This is a genomic window from Nonlabens ulvanivorans, assembly GCF_000732625.1.
GTDB lineage: Bacteria > Bacteroidota > Bacteroidia > Flavobacteriales > Flavobacteriaceae > Nonlabens > Nonlabens ulvanivorans.
Genome location: NZ_JPJI01000032.1, coordinates 418,779 through 432,349, shown reverse-complemented (window position 1 = coordinate 432,349; position 13,571 = coordinate 418,779). Strand labels below are relative to the sequence as shown.

At 35.9% G+C, this 13,571-nt stretch carries 16 protein-coding genes; 8 read left to right on the top strand and 8 right to left on the bottom strand.

Annotated features, from left to right (window positions below; all coding sequences use genetic code 11):
- Positions 1-71: 71 nt before the first annotated feature.
- Positions 72-500: a Rieske (2Fe-2S) protein gene (locus IL45_RS09075; RefSeq protein WP_036583017.1), complete on the bottom strand. Its 429-nt coding sequence runs from the start codon at positions 498-500 to the stop codon at positions 72-74.
- 200 nt (positions 501-700) lie between these two features.
- Between IL45_RS09075 and greA the strand changes: the two genes are divergently transcribed.
- The 7 genes from greA (at position 701) to IL45_RS09040 (ending at position 6,579) form a co-directional block, all read left to right on the top strand.
- Positions 701-1,177 (top strand): transcription elongation factor GreA, encoded by a 477-nt coding sequence (gene greA / locus IL45_RS09070; protein WP_036583012.1) that lies wholly within the window; start codon positions 701-703, stop codon positions 1,175-1,177.
- Positions 1,178-1,179: 2 nt separating this feature from the next.
- Entirely contained in the window at positions 1,180-1,572 is a 393-nt protein-coding gene (locus IL45_RS09065; RefSeq protein ID WP_036583002.1) for an HIT family protein, read from the top strand.
- A 124-nt stretch (positions 1,573-1,696) separates the two neighbouring features.
- The gene (locus IL45_RS09060) at positions 1,697-2,107 is read left to right on the top strand and encodes a BrxA/BrxB family bacilliredoxin (protein ID WP_006796555.1); all 411 of its coding nucleotides are present in this window, start codon (positions 1,697-1,699) and stop codon (positions 2,105-2,107) included.
- Between the two features lie 203 nt (positions 2,108-2,310).
- Positions 2,311-3,003, top strand: coding sequence for a lysophospholipid acyltransferase family protein (locus tag IL45_RS09055; RefSeq protein ID WP_316930413.1), 693 nt, complete (start codon positions 2,311-2,313; stop codon positions 3,001-3,003).
- A gap of 101 nt (positions 3,004-3,104) precedes the next feature.
- On the top strand, positions 3,105-4,109 hold the full coding sequence (locus tag IL45_RS09050; RefSeq protein ID WP_036582997.1) for an acyl-ACP desaturase: 1,005 nt from the start codon (positions 3,105-3,107) through the stop codon (positions 4,107-4,109).
- A gap of 134 nt (positions 4,110-4,243) precedes the next feature.
- Positions 4,244-5,701: a sensor histidine kinase gene (locus IL45_RS09045; protein ID WP_036582995.1), complete on the top strand. Its 1,458-nt coding sequence runs from the start codon at positions 4,244-4,246 to the stop codon at positions 5,699-5,701.
- Between the two features lie 110 nt (positions 5,702-5,811).
- Positions 5,812-6,579: an enoyl-CoA hydratase/isomerase family protein gene (locus IL45_RS09040; RefSeq protein WP_036582993.1), complete on the top strand. Its 768-nt coding sequence runs from the start codon at positions 5,812-5,814 to the stop codon at positions 6,577-6,579.
- A gap of 91 nt (positions 6,580-6,670) precedes the next feature.
- On the opposite strand, the gene IL45_RS09035 is transcribed toward IL45_RS09040, so the two are convergent.
- From IL45_RS09035 to IL45_RS09005, 7 genes are all read right to left on the bottom strand, one after another.
- On the bottom strand, positions 6,671-7,828 hold the full coding sequence (locus IL45_RS09035) for a metal ABC transporter permease (protein WP_036582991.1): 1,158 nt from the start codon (positions 7,826-7,828) through the stop codon (positions 6,671-6,673).
- Positions 7,825-8,937 carry a metal ABC transporter permease gene (locus tag IL45_RS09030; RefSeq protein ID WP_036582989.1) on the bottom strand — a complete coding sequence of 371 codons (1,113 nt, stop codon included), beginning with the start codon at positions 8,935-8,937 and terminating at the stop codon, positions 7,825-7,827. The genes IL45_RS09035 and IL45_RS09030 overlap by 4 nt, the downstream gene beginning before the upstream one ends.
- Before the next feature lies 1 nt (position 8,938).
- Entirely contained in the window at positions 8,939-9,676 is a 738-nt protein-coding gene (locus IL45_RS09025) for a metal ABC transporter ATP-binding protein (RefSeq protein ID WP_036582988.1), read from the bottom strand.
- The gene (locus IL45_RS09020; RefSeq protein ID WP_036582985.1) at positions 9,676-10,584 is read right to left on the bottom strand and encodes a metal ABC transporter solute-binding protein, Zn/Mn family; all 909 of its coding nucleotides are present in this window, start codon (positions 10,582-10,584) and stop codon (positions 9,676-9,678) included. The genes IL45_RS09025 and IL45_RS09020 overlap by 1 nt, the downstream gene beginning before the upstream one ends.
- Before the next feature lie 40 nt (positions 10,585-10,624).
- Complete coding sequence (locus IL45_RS09015) at positions 10,625-11,416, bottom strand: transporter (protein WP_036582983.1); 792 nt, start codon at positions 11,414-11,416, stop codon at positions 10,625-10,627.
- Complete coding sequence (locus IL45_RS09010) at positions 11,416-12,069, bottom strand: metal-dependent transcriptional regulator (protein WP_036582981.1); 654 nt, start codon at positions 12,067-12,069, stop codon at positions 11,416-11,418. The genes IL45_RS09015 and IL45_RS09010 overlap by 1 nt, the downstream gene beginning before the upstream one ends.
- Positions 12,070-12,245: 176 nt before the next feature.
- Positions 12,246-12,950 (bottom strand): molecular chaperone DjiA, encoded by a 705-nt coding sequence (locus IL45_RS09005; protein ID WP_036582980.1) that lies wholly within the window; start codon positions 12,948-12,950, stop codon positions 12,246-12,248.
- A gap of 204 nt (positions 12,951-13,154) precedes the next feature.
- Between IL45_RS09005 and IL45_RS09000 the strand changes: the two genes are divergently transcribed.
- Positions 13,155-13,571, top strand: coding sequence for a response regulator (locus tag IL45_RS09000; RefSeq protein ID WP_036582979.1), 417 nt, complete (start codon positions 13,155-13,157; stop codon positions 13,569-13,571).

The following is a 13,571-nucleotide window of genomic DNA, read 5'->3' as shown; positions in this document are numbered from 1 at the left end:
AGTATAATAAAACTTCATTCAGGTTCTAATCTAGAAGTGATTTTAAATATCACGCTAGATTAGAGCCTTTTTTAATTAAAGACTCTAATAATATTACCACTACGTTCTACACGATAAGCTTTTAAACCATATTGTCCGCCACCTTGTGTAGGCTGGCCATTAAAGATACTGTACTCATTATTATCATCTGTACACGGACAAGATGCCGTGATACCAGAAACTGTCATTTTAGAACACTCATTAGGCGAGTGATTAGGGTCACTTAATTCATAGGCAAAATATTGTGAGTTACCGGGATGGTATATAACAAAACCACGCAAGCCACCACTATTAACCACTACAAAATTGCCAGGAAAGTTTAAAGCACCATACTGTGGTAAATTGGTGTTTAAATCTACCTGAAAGGCAAGGTTAACCAGAAAAGGATTGTTGCGAGCGTCATCATCACTTGCGCATGATAATACGATAAACAGCACACTAATAATAAACGCTTTACGCATAATTAAGTTTCTTTTAAAGACTTCAAATGTATAACGATGATATTGATATTTAGTATATTTGTTTTTGAAATCCCGCAGCAATGATGGGATTTTGTTATTTATATTCTCAATTACTGGTAAATGTAGGAGTGAATTAGAGAATACGCTTTCGCGGAAGCTGTCTTAAAACAGCCAACGTGAATAATTAAAACAGCAAAACTATGAGTAACGTATCGTACTATACAGAAGAAGGGTTTAAAAAATTAAAAGATGAGCTAAAACAGCTTAAAGACATTGAGCGCCCTAGAGCATCACAGGCCATCGCTGAAGCAAGAGACAAAGGTGATTTAAGTGAAAATGCAGAATATGATGCTGCCAAAGAAGCTCAAGGAATGCTGGAAATGCGTATTTCTAAGCTAGAAGCAGTAGTCTCTAACGCTCGTATTATTGATGAGAGTGATTTAGATCTATCTAAAGTCCTTATCCATAGCAATGTAAAAATCAAAAACCTGAATAATAAAATGGTCATGAACTATAAGCTCGTGGCACAAAGTGAGTCTGATATTACTAAAGGTTTAATATCTGTCGATTCTCCTATAGGGAAAGCCTTATTAGGTAAAGAAGTAGGTGAAGTTGCCGAGGCTGTTGTGCCAGTAGGAACCATTAAGCTAGAAATCATGGAAATCTCAAGAGGATAGTTATGAGCATATTCACAAAAATCATTAACGGAGAAATCCCATGTTACAAAGTAGCAGAAAATGAGGACTTTATCGCTTTTTTAGATGTTAATCCTAATGCTCCAGGACATACCTTATGTGTTCCTAAAAAAGAGGTCAATAAAATCTTTGACCTAGATAGCGAGACTTACTTTGACCTAATGGATTTCTCTAGAGAAGTTGCACTGGCGTTGAGAGAAGAAGTAACCTGTTTAAGAATCGGGATGAGCGTTATAGGACTAGAAGTTCCTCATGTACATGTACATTTAATACCACTACGTGATATGGAAGACATGCGTTTTTCAAATAAAGTATCACTAACTGATGAAGAAATGCAAGACATCGCTACGAGAGTTAAGGCGCGATTTGACAATTAAGTATTAAAAACCACATCGATCATTAAGACCTGTAAGGTATAGATTAATAACATCATAAGATTTAATGATATCATTAACAGGTAGATTAACGAGATAGGTTTTACCTTTGTAAAAAATTAATATTATGTACCCAGCAGAATTAGTTCAACCGATGCGCGATGATTTAGGAAACGCAGGTTTTGAACACTTATATACCGCAGACGCTGTAAATAGCGCAATTAGTAAAGAAGGAACAACACTAGTAGTAGTAAATTCAGTATGTGGATGTGCTGCTGCAAATGCGCGTCCTGGAGCAAAAATGTCTTTAGAAAACGCCAAAAAACCAGATCATATCGTGACGGTATTTGCAGGTGTAGATCGTGAGGCAGTAGATGCAGCAAGAGCAGCTATGATTCCTTTTCCACCTAGTTCACCTAGTATGGCATTATTTAAAAATGGTGAGTTAGTGCACATGTTAGAGCGTCACCACATTGAAGGTCGCCCAGCAGAGATGATTGCTGAAAATCTTAAAGAAGCTTACAACGAGAATTGCTAATACATTTCTAGTTTAAGAAATAAAAAAGGTTGTGTAGAAATACACAACCTTTTTTATTTATACAGCACCATTCCTTTTACTATGCGTGCATATCAATTGATTCAAACATCGATGGATATGCACTTTTTGCATTATATATTTGTGCTATGCAAAAAATTATCTCGTATCCTTTAACGATACTACATTTTATACTCTTTTTTTTGATGCTGGTGATCTTTCATCCTATCCAGTTGATATGTCATAAAATATGGGGATATGACGCCCATAGAAAAAGTGTTGCCATTTTAAACTGGTTTTTAATGCAAACCCAGCTGCCGCTTTTCAACACCTTTGACTTTAAGTTTAAAGAAGAATTGCCTGTAGGGCCATCATATATATTTGTGAGTAATCACCAGAGCATGTTTGATATACCACCATTGATTTATCACTTGCGTCATTATCACGCAAAGTTTATTGCAAAAAAAGAACTAGCAAAAGGAATACCTAGTATATCTCTTAACCTGCGCATCGGTGAGAACTGTGCCATCGATCGCAAGGACGCAAGACAATCTATTGCGGCATTAATAAAATTTGCAAAAAACGTTTATGAAAAGAAACGCAGCGTTGTGATTTTTGCCGAAGGTTCTAGAAGCCGCACTGGTGTGCCTAAACCTTTTAAAACTAAAGGTTTATTAACGCTTTTTAAATATATACCAGATGCTGTCGTTGTACCAGTAACGGTAAACAACTCATGGAAAGTGGATCGCTATGGGAAATTCCCTTACGGTATCGGTAATAAGATTTCTGTTTTGGTACATGAGCCTATACCTATCGCTGGTCGTGATGGAGAAGAAGTTATAGCACAGGCAGAATCAGTAGTACATGGTGCGGTAACCAGTACAGCAATAGATTCTTAGGTTAAGAAATGCTGTAAATAACTGATTATTATTGTAATTACGCTTTCGCGAAAGCGAACTAAACATTAAAACACGTACTTTTAAAGTCTATTAATATATTTATGAATATCAAGCCCCTAAAAAATATACGCATCGAGGTGATGCAATCGCTAGAAAGTAAGGTGCAGTCCTTTATGGATGAGTACTTGATTCCGGTCGACAAGATATGGCAGCCTACAGACTTTTTACCTAACTCTCAAGAAGATACTTTTTTTGATGAGGTTACAGAATTAAGAGAGCTGGCAAAGGAACTACCTTATGATTTTTGGGTAGCTCTAGTCGGAGATACCATTACTGAAGAAGCATTACCTACCTATGAGTCCTGGCTTATGGATGTAGAAGGTATTAATCAGGTAGAAGGAAAAGGTAATATATGGTCTAAATGGGTACGCCAGTGGACTGGTGAAGAGAATCGTCATGGCGATGTGTTGAACAAGTATCTTTACTTATCTGGTCGTGTGAACATGCGCGAGATAGAGATTACCACACAACATTTAATTGCAGACGGTTTTGATATAGGAACAGATCGTGATCCTTATAAAAACTTTATTTATACTAGTTTTCAAGAATTAGCCACATATATATCACACAATCGTGTCGCAAAACTCGCACGTGGTTATGGTAATAGTGCGCTATCTAAAATGTGTCGTATGATATCTGGTGATGAGATGCGTCATCACAAAGCATACAGCATGTTTGTTACTGAGATTTTTAAAGTAGACCCTAATAATATGATGGTTGCTTTTAAAGATATGATGGTTAATAAAATCGTTATGCCTGCTATGTTTTTAAGAGAAGCAGGACAATCAATGGGATCTGCTTTTGAGGATTTCTCAAACAGTGCACAACGTATCGGTGTCTACACAGCACAAGATTATATTGATATCATGCAAAAGTTGATTGATATGTGGGATATCGCAAATATGAAAGGATTGAATGAAGAGGCAGAAAAAGCACGCGATTATTTAATGAAGCTTCCTGCACGTATGGAGCGTGTTTCTCAACGTATAAAAATACCAGAAGAAATCACTCGTTTCACATGGGTAAACCCAGCCATGACTACTTAAACACAAAGTTGTAAATTAATTAAAAATCCTTAGATCTCATCTAGGGATTTTTTGTTTACAAGGTATTGAAGGACTTCGGCTTGATTATTGTTAATTCCTTACAATGTCTTATTAAGTTATTACATTTACGTATCATGAAAATCTACCAAAACAGTCTGCGCAATCGCATTTTTATAGCGATGATTTTATTGACACTTATCTCCAGTCTATTGATCGCTGGAATGTCTATTTATCAATCAAGAGAACAGGCTAAAGATTACCATTCTAAAAGATTACAACGTAAAGAACAGGCCATTAAAGAACAAATTGCCTACGAACTGCGCAAGACCGACTTTGAAGTAGTCACAGAAAATCTTCAATTCATTTTCAGAGAAGAAATTTATGGGATAAGCGATATCCATGGTATGCCTGTAAACATGTACGATTTACAAGGTCGTTTAATAAAAACTTCAAAACCTAAACTTAAAGCCGATAGTCTAGAACTACAGATCAATCATATCATTTTAGAAGGTTTGAAGACCTCTGACACCAGGCGATATGTTATTGAATTTGAAGAAGATGGGAAGAAATACCTGTCTAGTTATTCTTATCTAACTGATAATCAGTTTAAAAATATAGCGATTCTCAATTTGCCTTACCTTGAGAATGATGATTTTATGAATTACGAACTCAAGGAATTTCTCACTAGACTTTCTGGGATTTATGTTTTGATGTTCTTATTCTCTATAGGGTTAGCTTACTTCTTGTCTAAATATATTACCAAATCTATAAGCCGCATCAGCGATCGTTTTAAAGAGATTAATATCGCACAACGTAATGATAAAATTGTAATAGATGAGTCTGATGCTGGCGAGTTAAACGCGCTGGTAATGTCTTATAACAATATGGTCGACCAACTAGAGGAAAGTGCCGTAAAACTGGCTACAAGCGAGCGTGAGCAAGCTTGGCGAGAAATGGCAAAACAGGTGGCGCATGAGATTAAAAATCCGTTGACGCCTATGAGGTTAACGGTGCAAAGTTTTCAACGTCGTTTTGATCCAGCAGATCCTGATTCACAAGAAAAACTCAAAGAATATAGCAACTCACTTATTGAGCAAATAGACGTGATGAGTAATATCGCCAGTGCATTTTCTACCTATGCGACCATGCCAGCGCAAAAAAGTGAAGAGACTGATGTACCTATGGTGACACAGCTTGCGCTAGATATTTTTAATGAGTCGTATATCACTTATGAAGAAGATGCGGCTTCACTGTTTGCCATCTTTGATCGCACACAGCTTATAAGGGTGGTTACTAATTTGATAAAGAATGCTATACAGGCGTTAGATACCGATAGGTCTCCAGAGATTAAAGTATCTGTCACACATGATGAATACAATGTTTACTTAAAAGTAAAGGATAATGGAACTGGTGTTCATGAAGATCATCAAACTAAAATTTTTGAACCTAAGTTTACCACAAAAAACAGTGGTATGGGACTAGGTCTTGCGATGGTAAAGCAAATCGTAGAGAACTTTAAGGGCACGATTACCATGACTACTGAAGTAAATGTAGGGACTGAATTTACGGTTCAAATACCTAGATCTCGATAAATCCGCTTTCGCGAAAGCGATACTAGGAATTCTTATCATTTTTTTAAAGATTCAAATTCTTACTTCACTGCGGTTATGTCTATTTTTACAACAGTAAAAAATAATAGATCATGAACAATATTCTAGTTGCTACAGAAAATAAAATCACAACCATTACGATCAACAGACCTAATAAACTCAATGCGTTAAATAAAGAAACCATTGCAGAATTAAGTCAGGCAATAGATACTGCCGAGGATAATGAAAATACAAGGGTGATTATTCTAACCGGTAGTGGGGAAAAAGCTTTTGTCGCTGGTGCAGATATTGCAGAGTTTGCAGACTTCTCTCCAGAACAAGGTAAAGAGCTTGCCGCTCATGGACAAGAAATACTTTTTAATAAAGTTGAGAACTGTTCTAAGCCTGTTATCGCTGCAGTAAATGGATTTGCTCTAGGTGGTGGACTTGAACTTGCAATGTCTGCTCATTTTAGAATAGCAAGTGATAATGCTAGAGTAGGATTGCCAGAAGTCTCTCTAGGAGTCATACCAGGATATGGTGGTACACAGCGTTTACCACAATTAGTAGGTAAAGGACGTGCTATGGAAATGATTATGACTGCAGGAATGATAGATGCTGCGACGGCACATTCTTATGGATTAGTAAACCACGTTGTGACACAAGATGAATTGATTTCTACTTGCGAGAAAATCGCTGGAAAAATAATGCGCAATAGTCCAGTAGCAATAGGTGCTGCTATTGACGCGGTAAATGCAGGTTATATTGATGGAGTCGATGGTTATCAGGCAGAAATTGACTGCTTTGGTGCATCTTTTGGAACAGACGACTTTAAAGAAGGAACGACTGCGTTTTTAGAAAAGAGAAAAGCTGAGTTTTAGAAATAAAACTTTTAAAAGTCAAAAAAGGGCGGATTTATTTCCGCCCTTTTTTGATTTACTTTTTGTTGTATGATCTTTAAATAAGTTGGATTTATCCTCTAAATAAGAAAAAGTCGTCTTTCATATCCTCAATTTTTTCATCCTTATTGGTGATGATGTAGTCGAGTGCTTTTTCCGTAAATTCTAATCCTTTATCTGTGAGAGAAACAATTTGATTGTCGATGGTAATCATATTGTTCTTTTCGGCAAGTTGCAACACAGAATTTGCCTTTACTTTACGCCAGTTGATATGTTCTTGAAGATGTGCTACACGTCGCTCGTTTTCACTATCGTGATTGTTCAGGTGTAATAAAAAAGTAAGTAATGAAACCTCTATACGTTGCCTACTTTGTCTAAACAGTACTGCAATTAATCCTTTACTAGGTGCAAATAGATATATTAGTAAAAATAAAAGCCCTAATACCGTTGTAATAGAACCTGAAATAGAAGCGTCTAGCCAGCGAGCAAACCAATATCCACCTATCGCACTTCCTACTCCAAAAAGAACGGAAAGTATTAGCATTTTACGTAAGTCAGTAGTTAGAAGATATGCCGCAGCTGCTGGAGTTATCATCATTGCAACTACAAGAATGGCACCTACGGCGTCAAAAGCTGCTACTGTAGTTACAGAGGCAACACTCATTAACCCGTAATGTAAAATAACAGGTGAGAACCCTAAGGCACTAGATAAACCAACATCAAATGTGCTGATTTTTAATTCTTTATAGAAGGCGAACAATAATACAAGTGTAATCACTAGAATCACTGAAATAGTCCATAATCCTTTAGGTCCAAAATCGGCATTATCGATAATAAGTCTATCAAATGGTGCGTAAACCAGATCACCTAATAAGACAGCGTCTACATCTAGATGCACATCGTTTGCATTCTGGGCAATTAATATAACACCTATACTAAACAGTGCTGGAAAAACTAATCCTATTGCGGTATCTTCTTTAACGAGACCTGTTTTTTGAATTAGCTCTACGAGAACTACAGTGATGATACCACTAAAAGCGGCAAAAATAATTAACCATGGAGATGCTAGGTCATGAGTTATAAAAAAACCAATTACAATTCCTGGTAAAATAGAATGACTAATGGCATCACTTATTAATGCCATCTTGCGCAACACAAGAAAAACACCTGGAATAGCACAGGCAGCAGCAGTTACGGCAGCTATAAGCTGTATGTCAATCATAGGACTCATGACTCTGGTAGATTATTGTTGTATAAATTTGCTGCAGTCTCAAAACCGTCTTCAGTCATGGACCAGTTTTGGCCTTGAATAGTAATCCAGTTTTTCTCTTCTAATTTAGACAGTGTTTTTTTAGTAAACCCTTGAAAGCTATTTAAAATCCTAATGGCGTGCGGTCGTGATATATCATCATGATCGCGCACAATATCATACATAAAGTACAGTGTTTTCTTGAGCTGAAGATCACGTCTGTTTTTGATCAACCTAATTTGTTTAAAAATGATACCTCTTTCTGGAGAAAATAAGAAGGAAACTATAACAAATATGGCTGCTACTAATACGATTACTGGACCTGTAGATAAATTGTTTTGACTTGCACTGATAGCAGTACCAAATACACCAGAAAAAGCCCCAAATATAGCTGCAAGTATAACCATGGTACTCAGGCTATTAGTCCATTGTCTTGCAGCGGCAGCAGGTGCGAGTAACATTGCACTCATTAAAACAACTCCAACCGTTTGTAGTCCTATTACAATAGCGAGAACGATAAAAAAGCTTATCAAGCCATCAATGAATTTAGTATTAAACCCTAAAGTCATTGCATAGTTTTTGTCAAATAATAGTAGCTTAAATTCTTTCCAGAATAATAGCATCACTAAGAGGCTAATCCCAGTAACTATGACCATTAATAATACATCACTTTCTACTAAGGTTGCTGCTTGACCAAAAAGATATTTATCTAATCCTGCTTGATTTGCATTAGGCTGTTTTTGAATATAGGTTAACAACAACATCCCAAAACCAAAGAACAAGCTTAAGATAAGTCCCAAAGCGGTATCAGTTTTTAAATGAGTCTTAGTGGTAATGCCTCGTATCCAGAAAACGCCTATTAGGCCACTTACTAAAGCACCTAATAGTAAAACATTAGAATCTTTTGCGCCAGTAATCAAAAAAGCAACCGCTATACCTGGTAATGCAGCATGTGAAATGGCATCTCCTAATAGGCTTTGCTTGCGCAATACAGCAAAGCTTCCTAGCATACCGCATATAGCGCCTAGAACTGCAGTTCCTAACGTAATCGTACGCAAAGTATAGTCGGTAAAGTATTGGGTGATGTCCATATTATTGTTGAACCGCTACTTTATAATTAATACCATAGGTTTTAGTCAGGTTGTCATCATTAAAAATATCCTTTACAGGACCTGTTGCGATATGTTTCACATTTAAAAAGGTTACCCAATCAAAATATTCGGGTACTGTCTGTAAATCGTGATGAACGACTATAACTGTTTTACCAGCTTTACGCAGTTCTTTTAAAATATTAATAATAGCAATTTCTGTTGTCGCATCTACACCTTGAAAAGGTTCGTCCATAAAATAGATAGCAGCATTTTGAACTAATGCACGAGCTAGAAAAATACGTTGTTGTTGTCCTCCAGAAAGCTGGCTTATCTGTCTGTTTTTAAAGGCAAGCATACCTACTTTTTCAAGAGCTTCTAGAGATAGTTTCTTTTCCTTTGCACCAGGTCTTTTAATCCATCCCAATGAGCCATATGTACCCATCATAACCACATCTAGTGCGGTAGTTGGGAAATCCCAGTCTACACTACCTTTTTGAGGTACATATGCTACTTTATCACGTTGCTTTGTATAAGGTTTACCATAGATTGCAACAGATCCCGCGATAGGGTCTATAATTCCTAATATAGATTTTATTAAGGTAGATTTTCCTGCACCATTAGGACCGACTATAGCCATTAAAACTCCTTCAGGAATAGATAAATCTATATCCCATAGTACTGGCTTATAATTATAAGCGACCGTTAAATCATCTACAGCTACAGCTATTTTAGTTTTCATTATTTAAGTGCATTAACGATGGTGTTGACATTATGTCTATACATTCCTATATAGGTACCTTCTTCAGTACCTGCGCTACCTAAGGCATCACTAAAAAGCTCTCCACCTATTTGAACTTCATGATTTTGTGCTCTAACAGCAGCTTGTAAAGCTTCTACAGTGCGTCGTGGCACACTACTTTCAACAAAAACAGCTTTAATTTTATGTTCAATGATAAATTTTGTAATGCGTTGCACGTCTTTTACTCCAGCTTCTGTAGCCGTAGAAAGCCCTTGTAGACCTACCACCTCAAATTTAAAAGAACGACCATAATAATTGAAAGCATCATGTGCTGTAACTAGAATACGCTTCTCTTGTGATAACTCATTAATTTTATCGCTTAGTTCTGTTTTAAGAGCAGAAATTTTTTCAAGATATAAATCCCTGTTTTTTTCAAAGGCAACTTTGTTTTCTGGATTGTTTTTAACTAATGTTTCAGTTACATAATGACTCATTTGTGTCCAGTAATTGATGTCAAACCAGATGTGTGGATCATAATTACTAGCAAAATAATCACTACCTATAAGAGTTGACTTATCTAGTGCATTACTGATAGCAATAGTAGCTTTACCGCGTGCATTCATTTTTTCAAATACATCTACTAGCTTGCCTTCTAGATGCAGCCCATTGTAAAAAATAATATCTGCATTTGCTAGTTTGGTCATGTCACCTTCACTAGGTTTATAAAGATGAGGATCTACACCGCTACCCATCATACCTTCAACCTCGATTAGATCACCACCTATATTTTCTACTAGATCTGTAATCATTGTTGTGGTGGTAACGACTTTTAATTTACCATTATCTTCCTTTTGTGTTCCACAGCTTATAAGCAGTATGGATAGTAGTATGTAAAAAGTGTTTTTCATAATTGTGTATTGTGATTACGCTTTCGCGAAAGCGTGATTTTTACTTTTTTAAGATTCTATAACTCAAGCCAATACTGAATAATAAATCTTGTTGAGTATTACTGTCTTGAAAACCAGTTCCTACTGTGGCATCGAGCTGGAAGTTGTTGTTAACCAAATATGTTATTCCTGCGTCCCATAGATGTGCAGATTTGCCTTCTTCTGGGAAATCTCCATAAAGTTCTCCATAAACGCCTATTTTATCTGTAATAGAATGTCCATATGATACACTATAAATATATTCTAGTGAACGATTATCGCCTATACGAGTTCCTAGATTGTAACCTAGTCCAGACTGATCTGTTAATGTATGATTAAACGCAAAAATAAGCTCCATGCCTGTGTCTTCTGGTTTAAACTCGCTTACCGCCGTGAAAGGAAGACGTAAATGGGTTAATAAACCTATTTGTGGTATCCAATCTTTTTCATCTGTAATTTCAATTTTTGCACCGATTAAAAGAGGATTAAAGCCCGTAACGTCAAAAAGCTCTTGTGATCCATCTTTTGTGTTTGAATTTAAAAAATCCCAGCCTAAACGTAATTCAAAATTATTTGAGAGCCCATATCTTAAAAGTGTGGTATTATAAACGGTCTCTGTAATTTTTAATCCATTTTCGCTATTATCTACAAACGTGGCACCAGTTTCTATTTGAAAATTGCCTTTACCAACGGTAAATGGAGATTCTGTGACATCTGGTCTGTCTGTTATAAGGGCATCCTGATTGTCATCACTGGTTTGTGCAGTTGTTACGGCGATTATTAATAGATTGATAAATAGTAAAACTTTTTTCATCATAAAACTTTTAAATAAAGGTTGTCTGCAATTGTTTTTGAGATATGTAACTCTTTTAAATCTGTCTTGATAAGACATGATCCATCAAAGGCCTCTAATTCTAGAAGCTGAATTTGAGTACCTAATTCAATTTGATGTTTATCTAAATATTGTAAAAAACGGGTCGAGGTGTCATGCACACCAGCGAGAACACCTGATTGGCCTTTTTCTAATTTTGAAATAGCGGTTTTTGCTGTCTTTTCATAATTACCTTGAGCGTCTGGAATGGGATCTCCATGAGGATCATATTTAGGGTATTCTAGAAGTTTATCTAGCTCATCTATAAGTTTGCGAGACTGGATATGTTCTAATTGTTCTGCCACTTCATGCACTTCATCCCAAGAAAAATCAAGTTTTTCAACCAAAAATACTTCCCATAATCTGTGTTTTCTGATGATTTGGGTCGCACAGTTGATACCATTCTGTGTTAGTCTGGTTCCTTTATAAGGGATATACTCTGCTAGATTTTTATCTGCTAATTTCTTAAGCATATCAGTAACTGATGATGCTTTTGTATTCATCCCACCAGCAATATCGTTAGTGGAAACTAGACTTTTACCATCTTGAAGGTGATAAATCGTTTTAATATAATTTTCTTCTGAGACCGAATGCATAAGGCAAAGGTAAAGTATTTATTTGTTAAGAGTAAATTAAATTTTAGCCTTGTCTAAAAATGTAATTATTATGAATCGATGAATACCATATAGAATTTATAATAGAAGAGTTTATAAGATAGGATGTCTTATAAATAGTTCAACGGGAATTGAATTAGAGATGTGATGGATGAGCGTTATGCCATACCGCGCTCTTTACGAACGGTTTCATAAGCTTCTTGTACTTTACGGAATTTTTCTTCGGCACCTTTACGGTAGGCTTCATCCATATCCATTAATTTATCTGGATGATATCTTTTGGCCATGGTGCGGTACGCTTTTTTAACCTCGTGATCTGGTACACTTTTATCAATCTCGAGAATCTTATATGCGTTATCTCTATCTTTAACAAACATAGCTTTAATAGATATGAAGTCACGTTGTGTTAACCTAAGATAGCCTGCTATTTGTTCTAGAACTCTTAGTTCTGAGTCACTTATGTTACCGTCTGCCTGAGCAATGCCAAAAAGAAAATGAAGGATTTGAATACGTGATTCAATTCTCGTACGGGCATTTAAAAATTGACAAATACGAGCTGCGTTTAACTCTCGCTTTTTAACAACTTCATTAAATACTCTAAAAATCTGAGAGGCACGCTGCTCTCCATAGCTCTGTATGAAATAATTGCGCACATATCTTAATTCACTGTCGCTTACCTGTCCATCTGCCTTTATAACTATAGAGGTAAGTGATAATAAATGTAATTCAAAATCTTGTGGGCTTACAGATTGTCTCTGACCTCGATATGGATTTGCATTTCTTTGTGAGCTATTACTAGAGGTAAAGGCATTAAACAATAATCGTAAAACAAAGAAAAGAACTATATAACCTAAAAATGACATTAACTGAGTTGAGCGGTGAAAAATAAGAATTTGTATTTACTTTATAGTCAATCCTTGTGCCAATTGTGAGATATGACAAGTTGACTTTAAAGGCGTTCCATTCGTCGACACTTAAACGTCATCCGTCGATAGATACACGTGGAGTCATCGATATAATCTGAGCAAATTTATTATTCACATTAATTTGCTATTATATTAAGAGACATGAAAGCACGTAGATTAAAGGTTTTACTCATTGAAGATGATACTATTGAAGTAATGAAAATGCATAGAGCGTTATCAACTTTAAATGAGAAACATAGTATTGTTGAAGCTAATAATGGGGAGACGGCCTTATCAATTTTAGAAAAAAAAGATCAGCTTCCTGATATAATTTTGCTAGATTTAAACATGCCTAAAATCAACGGGATAGAATTTCTATCTATCCTAAAAAAGGATGATAGGTTAAAATATATACCAACAATTATCTTAACAACGTCAAATAATCAGAGAGATTTACTAGCTTGTTATAATTTAGGTATTGCTGGATATGTATTGAAACCTTTGAAGTATGAAGAGTATGTAGAGAAGATCTCTAGATTAATGTCATACTGGAGTATTAATGAATTATTTATTGCCTAA

Coding starts and splice junctions, on each gene's coding strand:
- IL45_RS09030 (WP_036582989.1), bottom strand. CDS start 8,937: ATGGACATCACCCAATACTTTACCGACTATACTTTGCGTACGATTACG.
- IL45_RS09005 (WP_036582980.1), bottom strand. CDS start 12,950: ATGTCATTTTTAGGTTATATAGTTCTTTTCTTTGTTTTACGATTATTG.
- IL45_RS09060 (WP_006796555.1), top strand. CDS start 1,697: ATGTACCCAGCAGAATTAGTTCAACCGATGCGCGATGATTTAGGAAAC.
- IL45_RS09015 (WP_036582983.1), bottom strand. CDS start 11,416: ATGAAAAAAGTTTTACTATTTATCAATCTATTAATAATCGCCGTAACA.
- IL45_RS09010 (WP_036582981.1), bottom strand. CDS start 12,069: ATGCATTCGGTCTCAGAAGAAAATTATATTAAAACGATTTATCACCTT.
- IL45_RS09040 (WP_036582993.1), top strand. CDS start 5,812: ATGAACAATATTCTAGTTGCTACAGAAAATAAAATCACAACCATTACG.
- IL45_RS09035 (WP_036582991.1), bottom strand. CDS start 7,828: ATGAGTCCTATGATTGACATACAGCTTATAGCTGCCGTAACTGCTGCT.
- IL45_RS09025 (WP_036582988.1), bottom strand. CDS start 9,676: ATGAAAACTAAAATAGCTGTAGCTGTAGATGATTTAACGGTCGCTTAT.
- IL45_RS09000 (WP_036582979.1), top strand. CDS start 13,155: ATGAAAGCACGTAGATTAAAGGTTTTACTCATTGAAGATGATACTATT.
- IL45_RS09045 (WP_036582995.1), top strand. CDS start 4,244: ATGAAAATCTACCAAAACAGTCTGCGCAATCGCATTTTTATAGCGATG.
- IL45_RS09075 (WP_036583017.1), bottom strand. CDS start 500: ATGCGTAAAGCGTTTATTATTAGTGTGCTGTTTATCGTATTATCATGC.
- IL45_RS09065 (WP_036583002.1), top strand. CDS start 1,180: ATGAGCATATTCACAAAAATCATTAACGGAGAAATCCCATGTTACAAA.
- IL45_RS09055 (WP_316930413.1), top strand. CDS start 2,311: ATGCTGGTGATCTTTCATCCTATCCAGTTGATATGTCATAAAATATGG.
- greA (WP_036583012.1), top strand. CDS start 701: ATGAGTAACGTATCGTACTATACAGAAGAAGGGTTTAAAAAATTAAAA.
- IL45_RS09020 (WP_036582985.1), bottom strand. CDS start 10,584: ATGAAAAACACTTTTTACATACTACTATCCATACTGCTTATAAGCTGT.
- IL45_RS09050 (WP_036582997.1), top strand. CDS start 3,105: ATGAATATCAAGCCCCTAAAAAATATACGCATCGAGGTGATGCAATCG.